Here is a 9,847-nt window from a genome sequence, read left to right on the forward strand (position 1 = left end):
ATCCAACATACTCTGACATGGTCACTCTCCTTTTATGCCTCTTGGGGCGTGTGCTACGACCCCGCATCATAGGCTCAGGAGAGTGGCCGCCGGAATTACGCTATGTATGAAGTGCAGGCCTTTCTGCTTGCATCAGAAGGCTGGCTTTGCGTCACCTTGTTCAGGGCGCGGGGTTGCTTTGGTCGTAGGCTTTTGGTTTCCATTGGGTGAGATATTGCCAGAGGCCCTTGAGGGACGGTCTTGTGTCGGCTTCGAACAGCGCCCTAGTTTTACGTGCACCTTCCGCATAACTGGCCGAGACGAAATCGGAATTCACCTTTTGGCCGACCCTGAACAGATAGGTATCCCTTCCATTCTGCCTGAGCAGTTCGCATCCCAGACTGGCCATCAGGCCAATGAGGGCGTCGTGGGTGAAATAGTATTTATGAGAAATGTGGAAATGGCGGAGCCATTGCCGTGCCCGTTGGCGGTCTATGATGGGCGTTGCGATCAGCAGCAATCCGTCTTTACGGCAACAGGTTTTGATGAGGCTGGTTATTTCCGATACCGGATCGATCATGTGCTCGATCACATGTGATACGACGACCAGATCATAGCGCTGCGATGGATCGTGCCGCAAAATTCCCTGATCATGGGCATACTGGCTGTATTTCCCTTCGACTTCATGCAACGCAAGTTGTTTTCCCCGTGCAATCAGGTCGAACGTCTTACCACCGGCCCCGCCGCCAAAATCGAGGACACTGGTAAAGTCTTCTTCGTTCTTGCTCAGAAAGGGGGCAAGAGAGGCTTTTCTTTGCCGGGCGAACAGCCGGTCCGGCGTGACGCCATCCCGCTTTACCTTGCCATAAATCTGGCCGTAGTAGTGGGCTGCGGTTTCTTTTGTAAAATAGGGGTTGGCCCGCAGCGTTCCGCAGTCAGAGCAGGCGACAATTGGCAGAAAGTTTCGGTGGCGGGACACTGTTGATACAACAAACGAGCTCTTACTTCCGCATGTGCACTTGGTGAAGCGAAAGTCATGACTTTCGATTTCAGGAAACTCGTCAAATACACCCATGAATTTATGGTTGTTGTTGTTAAAATCAAATATCATGCCTCTACCAATATTCTCCCTGTTTTGAGCGTCATGTTGTTTAACAAAATCTTTTGCGTCAACACGTTTGTTTCGAGAGCCAGGTGAAGTTATCAGGCCCTGCCGAAAATTCTCTTTTTCACGCTGCTTTTAGAATTTAGCACCCTGTTGTACAAATGGTATTTGGCTCTTTTTTCGAGCAAGCGTGCAAAAAATTTCAGGTGGCCGGAAAAACTGCGCCGGGCCTGCGCCCCGGAAGAGCGATGGTTCTGGATAAGGCCTCGAACCGTTAGGTCATGCACCCACTTGCGTTCGGCGTCCCAGTCATGGGTGTGTTGTTTGCCCTGGTGGGAAAAACCAAAGAGATGAATTTCAATATCCGGGTAACTTTCGAGCAGTTCCGCCAAGATCGACGCGCCCGTTGTCGGATTGCTCTTCAACCACGGATCATATGTTTCCAGGCGCTCACGCGCCTTTGAAATAGGGCCGTGGCCGATGTAATGCGGGGTACATTCCTTTTCGAATAACCAGTCGACTTCACCGTTTTCTCTGATGTCGTTGACCCAGACTTCTTTCGCACGGTGAAGAGCAATCGGGTTGATGCGCCGGCTTGTATAGACCCTTGCGCGGTTCAGCAGGAGGATGTCCACACGCTGTCCAGCTGCGCCACAGGATCTTGCGCCATTGAAACGCAGAATGACATCCGCCTTGTCGATTTCCATCGCATCTATCTGCGAAATGGGCCCGTTGCCCACGACAGAGATCGTTTGAACTGTATTGGAGATCAATGCGTTGCTGGTCATGGTGTGTCCGCGATCTCAGGAAGGAGCAGGCGGGAATAAATGGTGTTCTTATTTGTCAAAGTTGCTGCATGGTGCGGTTCTGGGAAAGGGAGAGGTCGAAAAGGCAAAGTGGGCATGTCACATGAGGCACAGTTGATTGGTCTTGGGTTTGGCGGCGCTGGGGCCGCTGTTTTCATTCGTCCGACTGAGAGCTGGCAGGGTCTTTCGTTATCACGATAGAGGGTCATGTCAAATCGAGGCTGAGCTGCTTAAGCTTTCTACCAGGATAGGCTCATAGGCAACACGCGGGCTGAAATCGCCTAAAGCCTTTGTTTAATCGTCTCCGCCTCCTACCGGTCAAACGGTTCGCCGAGGGAGGCGACGCCGTTGAGTTTCAGGAGGCGTTTGTTGGCAGAGATGAACCCAAGCACGACGATTGTCACCAGATAGGGCAGGCTGGAGAGAAGCTGGGAGGGCAGTTCCACGCCGCTGGCCTGGGCGGCCAGGCTGCTGAGGGAGACGGCACCGAACAGGCACGCGCCCAGAAAGATCCGCCCGGTGAGCCAGGTGCCGAACACGACTAGGGCAATGGCGATCCAGCCCCGGCCCGCGATCATGCCATCGGCCCAGAGCGGCGTGGCAACCACAGCGGCATAAGCACCAGCAAACCCGGCCATGACGCCGCCAAAGGCAACGGCCAGCACCCGGATGCGCAGGACGGAATAGCCGATGGAGTGGGCGGCCTTCGGGTTTTCGCCGACCGCGCGCAACACAAGGCCGATTTTGGAAAAACGGAAGCCAAGTCCGATGGCAAGCGTTCCGGCAAGGGAGATCCAGACCACGATATCCTGGGAAAACAGACCCCCGATCACGGGAAGATCCGACAGGCCGGGTACGGAGAGCGCGGGAAGGCCGCTGACTGTCATGCTTTCATAGGTTTTGCCGAAGAGGGCTGAGAGGCCCTGGCCCAGAATGCCGATGGCAAGGCCTGCGGCCACCTGGTTGGCGCGCAAGCCCAGCGTGACAAAGGCAAAGATCAGGGAGAGCAGCATGCTTGCACTTCCGGCCGCCAGAAAGGCGGCAAAATGGCCACCGCCGCTGAAAACGACGATAAAGGCAATTGCGGCGCCCAAGGCCATCATGCCTTCCACGCCGAGGTTTAAAACGCCCGAGCGCTCGGCTACAAGCTCTCCAAGGGCGGCGAGCAGGAACGGCATGGCGGCGGACAGCATGCCTGCCAGAATGAACTCAACCGCGTTCATGACCGGCTCCCAAAAGCTGGCTGTGCCCATTCAAGCCGGTAGCGGGCAAAACAGAAGGTCATCAGGTAGGCCAGGAGCAGACTGCCCTGAAACACCCGGACGGCGGCCACTGGAAGATCGGCGGACACCATGGCGTTGTCTCCGCCAATCGACAGGGCTGCCATCACGAGAGACGAGACCATGATGCCGATCGGATGCAGCCCGCCGAGATAGGCCACGATGATCGCCGCATAGCCGTAACCGCTGGAGACGGAGCGTTGCAGCTGTCCCAGCGGGCCGGCCACTTCCGCCGCGCCCGCAAGGCCTGCTGCCAGCCCGCCGATCAGGAGTGAGAGCCAGATGGCGCCGCTTTGGGAAAACCCGGCATAGGCCGCCGCGCGGGGCGCCAGACCGCCCACTTCCAGCTTGTAGCCCTTCAGACTACGCTGCATGAAGACAAAGGCGGCAAGCGAGGCGATCACCGCCAGGATCAGGCTGATATTGACCCGGGTTCCGGGCAGGAGAACCGGCAGCATGGCGTCATACTGAAACATGACCGTTTGGGGAAAGTTGAACCCATGGGGGTCTTTCCAGGGACCGAGCAGCAGATAGTTCAGCACCTGGGCGGCGACGAGGCTCAGCATCAGGGACACCAGAATTTCATTGGCGTTGAACCGCACCCGCCACAGGGCTGTGATCCCGGCCCAGAGCGCGCCACCAAGGGCCCCCAGGCAGAGCATCAGGGGCCAGACCCAAAAGCCGGTGGCAGCCGGATACCAGACCGGAATCGTGGACGCGAACACGGCCCCCATTATGAACTGGCCTTCTGCGCCGATATTGAAAACCTTGGCCCGGAAGCCTATGGCCAGGCCCTGCGCGATCAGCAGGAGCGGGGCGGTTTTCAAAAGAACCTCGGAGAAGGAATACCAGGAGACGAAGGGCTCCAGCAGCATGGCGTAAAAGACGGCGGCAGGGTCCTTCCCCAGAGCCAGATAGAGCGCGAGATTGGCGAGCGTGGCGGCCAGAAGGGCAATGACGGGTGCGAGCACCACCATCTTGAAGGACGCATGCTCCCGGCGCACCAGCCGGGGGACAGGCAGGACCGGGCGGCTCATGCGGGCTGGCCCTCTTCAGCACCGGCTGCTCCGATCATGTAGCGGCCGATATCTTCCGGCTGGATGTCTTGCGTGCGCAGGGGCGGGCTCAGGCGGCCTGCGGTGAGCACGTGGATCTGGTCGCATAGTTCAAACAATTCTTCGATCTCTTCGGATATGACCAGGATGGCAACGCCCTGATTGCGCAGGCCGATCAGTCTTTGGCGAATGTCCGCCGCCGCACCGATATCCACCCCCCAGGTCGGCTGCGAGACAAACAGCAGATCCGGTGCGAGCATGATCTCCCGGCCCATGATGAATTTCTGCAGGTTGCCGCCGGACAGGGAGCCGGCTTCGGCCTCCGGGCCCGGAGTGCGCACATTGAAATCGGAGATGCAGCTGCGGGTGAAGGCCAGGGCTTTGTTCTTGTCGATCAGAAGCGTCCGGGAAAGCCCCTGGGCATGGGCGGTCAGAAGACTGTTGCGAGTGAGGGAGAGCTCGGGCACGGCGCCGCGTCCCAGACGCTCTTCAGGTACAAAGGCAAAGCCCAGTTTGCGCCGTGCGCTGGCGCCCAGATGGCCAACGGGACGGCCCATCATGAAAATGGCATCGGCAGATGGGTCGGGCAGCACGGTTTCCCCGGAGATCAGCGCGGATAATTCGCTCTGGCCATTGCCGGAAATGCCTGCAATGCCGATGATCTGTCCGGCCCGCACGCTCAGGTCAATCTTGTCCAGAGGAACGGCAAAGGGATCATCGCCTTGATGTGACAAGCCGATCAGTTCGAGCCGCTTTTCACCTTGCTCGCGCGCGGCCAGCGGGTCGAGCTCCGGCATCTCCCGGCCAATCATCATCCGGGCAAGTTCGTGGGCGGAATGTTCGCGTGGATCAACATGGCCGGTCACTTTACCGCCGCGCAAAATGGTGGCCTTGTCGCAAATGGCCCGGATTTCTTCCAGTTTGTGGGAGATGAATAAAATGGACACACCGCTGCCGCGCAAGCGCCGCAGCGTTTCAAAGAGCTTGTCAACCGATTGCGGTGGCAGCACGGAAGTGGGTTCATCCAGGATCAGCAGCTCCGGATCGGCCATCAGGCAGCGGATGATTTCCACCCGTTGCCGTTCGCCCACAGAAAGCGCATGCACATAGGCCAAGGGATCGACTTCAAGGCCGAATTGGTCCCCCAGTGCGGTGATGCGCGCAATCAGGTCCTTTTTCCGGCCCTTGACCACCAGCGACACGTTTTCGGCGACGGTCAGGGTCTCAAACAGGGAAAAATGCTGGAACACCATGCCGATGCCCCTGCGCCTTGCCATCGCCGGGGAGGTCAGGCGCAAGGGGGTGTCTTTCCAAAGCACCTCGCCGCTGTCGGGCACCTCCACTCCATAGATCAGCTTCATCAGGGTGGACTTGCCTGCCCCGTTTTCACCCAGGATCGCATGGATGGACTGGGGGGCCACGTCCAGGTCGATACCCTGGTTGGCATGGACCAGTCCGTAGCTCTTCGAAATCCCGCGTAAAGACAGGAGAGAGGTGCTCATGGGTTATTTCGGCAGCGGGGTCGTGATGCCCTTCACGTGCCAGTCCATGGAAACGATATCCGCCGTTTCCAGGGTCTTGCCATCTGGAACCGCCACGCTGCCATCGGCTTTGGTGATCGGTCCCGTGAAGGGTGAGAAGCTGCTGCTGCTGATCTTCTTTTCCGTCTCCTGAATGCGGGCCATCGTGTCAGCGGGAATGTCCGGGTTCCAGTCGATGGTCTTGACCACGTCATCTGCGACCCCGAGGAAGGCGCTGGCGCCCTCGAACGTGCCGTTGAGATGGGCGTCAACCTGGGCCTTGAAATACGGGGACCAGTCGGTTTCCACACAGCCGAGATAGGATTTCGGCGCGTATTTTTTCATCGAGGAGTTCAGGTTGAACACATAAACGCCGGCGTCCTCACAGGCCGAGATGACCGAAGGTGTGTCCTGGGCGTTGGAGAAGATCACGTCGCAGTCCTGCGCCATCAGGGCTTTGGCGGCATTCTGCTCCTGGGCCGGATCGAACCAGGAATTCACCCAGACGATCGAGACTTCGATATCCGGATTGACCGCCTGTGCGCCCAGGGCGAATGCGTTCAACGAGGTGATCAGTTCGGGAATGGCGAAGGCGGACACCGAGCCGAGTTTGCCGGTTTTGGACAGAGCGGCTGCAGCCATGCCCATCAGATACGTGCCCTGGTAGTAGCGTGCCGCGAAGGGGGAAAAGTTCGGGGCCACCTTGAAGCCGGAGGCGTGAAGAACGGAAATGTCCGGGCGGCGGCGGGCCAGCTGCAAGGCGCCGTTCTGGTAGCCGAAGGAGCCTGCGACCAGGAACTTGTTGCCGTCGGCGACGGTCTTGTTCATGATCCGGTCCGCGTCCGGACCTTCCTGTATGTTCTCCAGAACGGTGATCTTGACGGCGTCGCCATAGGCTTCCTTGATCGGGTCCAGGCCGATTTTCAGCGCGTGGCCCCAGCCCACATCCCCGACCGGGGACGGGATAACCAGGCTGATGCCCAAGGGCTCTGCGGCCAGGGCAGCCCGCCCGCCGATGGTCGTGGCGAGGCCGGTCATGGCGGCCCCTTTCAGCAATGTCCGTCGTGTTACGTTCAAAGTCATATTTCGTCCCCTCATCAGGTTAGTGTGGCGCCGTTCGGGGCGCTCTGTGCTCTGGCAGTTTGATGGTCGTTGGCCTGGCCAGCGGGGCCAGGCGGCGGTTCAAAACATCAAGGATCGGGTTTGAGTTCATGGAGCCGGTGAATGCCCGGCATTTCAATAAAGCCGGGCAGGCTGCGAATGGCCCTCAGCCACCGGCGGATGGCCGGGTAGGGCTCCAGATCCACATTGCCGTCCGGGGCAAGGGCAACATGGGCAAAGCAGGCAATGTCGGCGATCGTGGCGTTTGGCCCGGCCAGAAAGCCATTCCCGCCCAGGTCCTGTTCCACGAGACCGGCTTCCAGTTCCCTAAGGGCAGTCCGGCCAGCCAATTGCAGGGCGGCGACATCGCCTGGATACAGCAGCATCTGGCACAGCCTTGCGCCGCCGAGATTGTCCGACAGCCGCTTGGAAAAGCCCAGCCATTGCTGCACCCGGGCGGCGCTGTCTCGCGCCGTCCGGCCGAGCCAGTCTTCGGCCGCTTTTTCGGCAATATAGACCAGCATCGCAGCGGGCTCACTCAGCACAAGGTCCCCATCTTCCAGGACCGGCAGGCTGCCTGCCGGGTTCAGGCGCAAAAGCTCCGGTCCGAGATGTTCCTTGCCGGGATGAAAATCGACCGGGCGCAGAGCAAGCTCTGTCTGGCTGAGGGCGGCAAACAGGCGGACCGTGTAGCAGTCGGGGGAGAGGATATAATCATAGAGCTTCATTGGGCGACCAGCTGTGCTCCATAGGTGAAGCCGTGCCGTTTCAGCCAGCGGCGGTAGGCGACCGAGGTCAGGTCCGCGCGGGTGGGGATTTCCTTGCCCGGATCAAGCGGCAGGCGGCTCGGGATCTGGTTTTCCAGAATGGAACGGTCCTGCAGAAAGATCATCTGCTGGAAGTGAATGAGATCTGTCAGGTCGCTGTCATCGTCAAACAAAGCCATCCAGGGCCAGACATCGCACAGCTCTTCCGTCAGCGGCTGGACGAACAGCGCGATCACATCCCATTCTCCCGGCCGGGGCGGGCAGGTCTTGTAAAGGATGGAGCAGGTGGGCGCAGGAACCCGGTACATGTATTCGGTGGTGATGCCGCCTTCGGCGGATTTGGCCGCCTGGGGCTGGAAGAACTTCACCTGTGTTGCCCAGACCTCGTCACTCTCTTCCCGGATCTCGACCGTATAGTCCTCAACCTCCGTATGAGGTTCTGCGCCCAGAATGTCGGTATGGACAAACGGGAAATGGGCAATGTCCAGAAAGTTCTCGACCGCCCGCAAGGGCGAGCAGCGCACGCGGACCACCCCGACATCCACAAGGCGGCGGCCGGGCTGGTCCGCTTCTTCAATCTCGAACAAATCTTTTTCCGGGGCCCCAAGGGACGTCCAGACATGGCCAAACCGAAGTCTGACCGGCAGCACGCGGCCCTCTGCGGTTGTCACGGCCGGTATGCCGGTCTCTGATCCGGCCACCGTGATGGGTGTTCCCATCAGCAGTGTCTCCCGGCTGTCCTGCGTCACCTCGGTGGCGATCGCGACCGGGTACCATTGATCGATCATCGGATTTAAGCTCATGCCGCAGCTTCCTTGCCGCTTGCGCGCGGTTCGGCCGCGCGGCGCAGGTCTTCCAGGGCGCGGGAAACCGCAATCTTCGCGGAGGGGGCGAGCGCGCGCGCCGTCAGCGCATGCAGGAGTGTTTGGCCGGTTTGAAGGCGCGTTGCGAGTAAAAGAACCTGTGTTCCGGCAAGGACACATTCCACGGCGCCGCTCGGCAAAAGGCTGCCCTCGCTGGCGGCCGCAATGTCCTCTGGCGCTGCCTCGAAAGTCATGCTGCGCAAAGGCGTCCAGTCTTCAAACCGGGGCGGGGCTGCGCCCTGCACCTGCACCGCAGCCCAGATCACGCTGTCCGCCTCTGTCACGCTATAGGTGTCCACTTTGATGGCGGCCGGGGGCTCAAGTTCCGGATGGGCCGGGATTTTCAGGCAGGCACCGCTCTGGGCGTAGCTCCAGCCATGGTAGATACAGGACAAGGCTTCGCCGCGCACAAACCCATGGGACAGGCGCATGCCGCGATGGGGGCAGCGGTCATTGCAAAGGGACAGGGCGCCAGACGCACTGCGCCAAAGGGCAAAGCGGCCCTCCGGCAAAAAGGCTGGTATAACCGTTGCCGGAGGCAGGTCTTTGGAAAGGGCCACCGGGGCCCAGCCACAAGCGGACTTTGGAAACATTGCCTGGACTTCTGTTCGCGTTCAGCCTCTCATCCCGCTCTGGAGCGGGCGCGCCAAGAGGGTGGTTCTATCACCTAGAATGCATAAAAAAGTCTCACTTGCAATCATGACTAAAATCTAAGCAGTTTATTTTGTGCACGTCTGGAGTGTTGTTTCGGAAGACGGCTGGCCCGTCCGGCCTGTGCGCTGCAGCAATGTGCCGGAGTTTACGGGGCGCGCATAGGATGTTGTGCGAAGGCGGACGGATTTGAGAACTGCAACTTCCGGGTGTTTTGACGGGCGTGGCAGCCTGTCAGAAAATTACACGCCGCCTTGCTACGCCGCCCGGCCGGCCGTGTTGGACTGGCGTTGAATGGTCTCGACCCAGATGTCAATCGGGCCTAGCAGGCAGCCCATTTCCATGGCGTCGATCAGTTCTGCAGGGCCGGTCAAATCCACCTCGATCCGGTCCGCATCCGCATGGCGGATGGTCTCGGCAAGCCCCAGTTTGCGTGCGTGATGACGGATCCAGGGGACGAAACTGGTGCCCTTCAAATCTCCGCGGATAACCATGGTTTCCTGGCCCATTGGGATCTGGTCCTGTCTGTTGCCTGATGATGTGCTCCTTCAGAGCTGTCCCACCTGTTGTGGGCCGGAAGAGTAGAAAAGTAAATGCCGGAAGCCATGTTGTGGATCGGCATGCAAGATTGACCCCCATCTTGGGGTAATCGGCATGCAAAAGTGACCCCCTGATAATTTTGATCAGAAGCTTCCTCAAAAATGTGAGGGAGCAGTCAGG

The 9,847-nt window shown here is 59.4% G+C and carries 10 protein-coding genes; all 10 read right to left on the reverse strand.

Annotated elements, in window-relative coordinates; all coding sequences use genetic code 11:
• Positions 1 to 160: 160 nt before the first annotated feature.
• Positions 161 to 1,090: a class I SAM-dependent methyltransferase gene (locus ACXAH0_RS24880; RefSeq protein WP_475195946.1), complete on the reverse strand. Its 930-nt coding sequence runs from the start codon at positions 1,088 to 1,090 to the stop codon at positions 161 to 163.
• Between the two features lie 92 nt (positions 1,091 to 1,182).
• Entirely contained in the window at positions 1,183 to 1,872 is a 690-nt protein-coding gene (locus tag ACXAH0_RS24885) for a hypothetical protein (protein ID WP_475195948.1), read from the reverse strand.
• A 329-nt stretch (positions 1,873 to 2,201) separates the two neighbouring features.
• Complete coding sequence (locus tag ACXAH0_RS24890; protein ID WP_475195950.1) at positions 2,202 to 3,113, reverse strand: ABC transporter permease; 912 nt, start codon at positions 3,111 to 3,113, stop codon at positions 2,202 to 2,204.
• Positions 3,110 to 4,207: an ABC transporter permease gene (locus ACXAH0_RS24895; protein ID WP_475175401.1), complete on the reverse strand. Its 1,098-nt coding sequence runs from the start codon at positions 4,205 to 4,207 to the stop codon at positions 3,110 to 3,112. The genes ACXAH0_RS24890 and ACXAH0_RS24895 overlap by 4 nt, the downstream gene beginning before the upstream one ends.
• Entirely contained in the window at positions 4,204 to 5,727 is a 1,524-nt protein-coding gene (locus ACXAH0_RS24900; protein WP_475195954.1) for an ABC transporter ATP-binding protein, read from the reverse strand. Before ACXAH0_RS24900 ends, ACXAH0_RS24895 begins: the two co-directional genes overlap by 4 nt.
• Before the next feature lie 3 nt (positions 5,728 to 5,730).
• Positions 5,731 to 6,828 carry a BMP family ABC transporter substrate-binding protein gene (locus tag ACXAH0_RS24905; protein WP_475195956.1) on the reverse strand — a complete coding sequence of 366 codons (1,098 nt, stop codon included), beginning with the start codon at positions 6,826 to 6,828 and terminating at the stop codon, positions 5,731 to 5,733.
• Between the two features lie 107 nt (positions 6,829 to 6,935).
• The gene (locus ACXAH0_RS24910; RefSeq protein ID WP_475195958.1) at positions 6,936 to 7,574 is read right to left on the reverse strand and encodes a glutathione S-transferase family protein; all 639 of its coding nucleotides are present in this window, start codon (positions 7,572 to 7,574) and stop codon (positions 6,936 to 6,938) included.
• Positions 7,571 to 8,416 (reverse strand): aromatic ring-hydroxylating dioxygenase subunit alpha, encoded by an 846-nt coding sequence (locus tag ACXAH0_RS24915; protein WP_475195960.1) that lies wholly within the window; start codon positions 8,414 to 8,416, stop codon positions 7,571 to 7,573. The genes ACXAH0_RS24910 and ACXAH0_RS24915 overlap by 4 nt, the downstream gene beginning before the upstream one ends.
• A complete protein-coding gene (locus ACXAH0_RS24920) occupies positions 8,413 to 9,069 on the reverse strand; it encodes a Rieske 2Fe-2S domain-containing protein (RefSeq protein WP_475195963.1) in 657 nt (218 codons plus the stop codon). Before ACXAH0_RS24920 ends, ACXAH0_RS24915 begins: the two co-directional genes overlap by 4 nt.
• A 315-nt stretch (positions 9,070 to 9,384) precedes the next feature.
• The gene (locus ACXAH0_RS24925) at positions 9,385 to 9,636 is read right to left on the reverse strand and encodes an acylphosphatase (RefSeq protein WP_475195966.1); all 252 of its coding nucleotides are present in this window, start codon (positions 9,634 to 9,636) and stop codon (positions 9,385 to 9,387) included.
• Positions 9,637 to 9,847: the final 211 nt, after the last annotated feature.

It is taken from the genome of Roseibium sp. AWQ4_290 (genome assembly GCF_056160985.1).

Coding starts and splice junctions, on each gene's coding strand:
- ACXAH0_RS24900 (WP_475195954.1), bottom strand. CDS start 5,727: ATGAGCACCTCTCTCCTGTCTTTACGCGGGATTTCGAAGAGCTACGGA.
- ACXAH0_RS24895 (WP_475175401.1), bottom strand. CDS start 4,207: ATGAGCCGCCCGGTCCTGCCTGTCCCCCGGCTGGTGCGCCGGGAGCAT.
- ACXAH0_RS24915 (WP_475195960.1), bottom strand. CDS start 8,416: ATGAGCTTAAATCCGATGATCGATCAATGGTACCCGGTCGCGATCGCC.
- ACXAH0_RS24885 (WP_475195948.1), bottom strand. CDS start 1,872: ATGACCAGCAACGCATTGATCTCCAATACAGTTCAAACGATCTCTGTC.
- ACXAH0_RS24920 (WP_475195963.1), bottom strand. CDS start 9,069: ATGTTTCCAAAGTCCGCTTGTGGCTGGGCCCCGGTGGCCCTTTCCAAA.
- ACXAH0_RS24905 (WP_475195956.1), bottom strand. CDS start 6,828: ATGACTTTGAACGTAACACGACGGACATTGCTGAAAGGGGCCGCCATG.
- ACXAH0_RS24890 (WP_475195950.1), bottom strand. CDS start 3,113: ATGAACGCGGTTGAGTTCATTCTGGCAGGCATGCTGTCCGCCGCCATG.
- ACXAH0_RS24910 (WP_475195958.1), bottom strand. CDS start 7,574: ATGAAGCTCTATGATTATATCCTCTCCCCCGACTGCTACACGGTCCGC.
- ACXAH0_RS24925 (WP_475195966.1), bottom strand. CDS start 9,636: ATGGGCCAGGAAACCATGGTTATCCGCGGAGATTTGAAGGGCACCAGT.
- ACXAH0_RS24880 (WP_475195946.1), bottom strand. CDS start 1,090: ATGATATTTGATTTTAACAACAACAACCATAAATTCATGGGTGTATTT.